This window comes from Methanobrevibacter sp. 87.7, assembly GCF_002208625.1.
Taxonomy (GTDB): domain Archaea; phylum Methanobacteriota; class Methanobacteria; order Methanobacteriales; family Methanobacteriaceae; genus Methanarmilla.
In genome coordinates, this window is sequence record NZ_MRCT01000263.1 from 1 (window position 1) to 1,382 (window position 1,382).

A 1,382-nucleotide genomic window follows, 5' to 3' on the forward strand; every position below is an offset into this window, starting at 1 on the left:
CTATAAAAATACATAAAAAAGTAAAAAAACTAAAAAACATATAAAAATTAATTAAAAATTTATAAAAATTAAATTTCTACTTAAAATCATACTTTAAGATTATAATTAATTAAATATAAAAAAATAGAATTAAAAAATTCTATTAATTATACAATTGACATAACAATAGGTAAAATAATTAAACTCACAATCATATCAACAAAAATACAATCAGATGCAATATGAACATCAAGATCATAATTAATTGCAAGAGCTAAAGCTAACATTGCAGGTGGCATAGTTGCTTCAATAACACCGATTTGGAACTCAAAACCACTAACTCCTAAAAGTTTTAAAACGAAAACTGCAACAATAGGAGCAACTATAAGTTTAAATACAGAAGTAAAAGCTGCCCAATTTAAACTTTTCTTAATTCCTCTGAAATCAATGGATAAACCTAAAGATAACATGATTAAAGGAACAGTAACTACTTTAAGATAATCTAAAACATTAGTAGCAACAGTACCTATTTGTATATTAAATATATTAAATAATAAACCTAAAACAACAGCCCATAATAATGGGAAAGTTACAATTGTTTTTAAAACAGATTTAAGTTTACCACCAAATATGAATATAAATAAGAAATTAAATAAGATAAATAATATAGTAGTACCTACATCATAGAATATAGCTCTAATTAATCCTTCATTACCAAATACTCCTAAACATAAAGGATAACCAAAGAACCCAGTATTTGCCATAGTCGCAACTAAAACAATACTCCATTTTTTCTTAGTATCTATTTTTTTAAGAGATAAAATTCCATAAGTTAATGCAGCAATTATTCCACAAACAATAAGGTTTGTAATAGGAAGCATACCTAACTTAGGAAATAAAGATGTATTTGTTGTATATAATGATGAGAATACTAAACATGGCATAGCTATATTAATTACAATTTTATTTAAGGTATCTACATTATTTACTTCAAGTAAATTAATCCTTTTAGAAAAATAACCTATAAAGATTATAATTAAAATAACTATAAATGTTTCAATTAAACTCATTCTATCACTAACTAAATATGAATTAAAAATAATAGCTTATAAAATTAAATAAAACCAACAATAAAAATTTTAAAATAAGATTTTATAAAGCCCACATAATAATTATAAAATACATTTAACTAAAAAATTAAAAGTAAATAATAGTTAAATAATAAAGTATTATTTTAGAAATATATAAAGATAACCTATTAACAAAACAAAATAAATAATAATTAAAAAAGTTTAAATTAAAATTAAATTGATTAAAATAAACTTTACTTAAATATAAACTATGTTTAATATAAATTAACTAAATAAAAAGTTTAATATAAAAAATAAAAGTTTGAAATCAAT

Annotated in this window: 1 protein-coding gene; it reads right to left on the bottom strand. The window is 20.5% G+C overall.

Annotated elements, in window-relative coordinates; all coding sequences use genetic code 11:
- Positions 1–146 precede the first annotated feature (146 nt).
- Entirely contained in the window at positions 147–1,049 is a 903-nt protein-coding gene (locus BGI41_RS08115) for an AEC family transporter (RefSeq protein WP_088540194.1), read from the bottom strand.
- Positions 1,050–1,382 lie beyond the last annotated feature (333 nt).

Bases quoted from the DNA above. Each gene is read 5' to 3' on its own strand.
- BGI41_RS08115 (WP_088540194.1), bottom strand. From the start codon at position 1,049: ATGAGTTTAATTGAAACATTTATAGTTATTTTAATTATAATCTTTATA.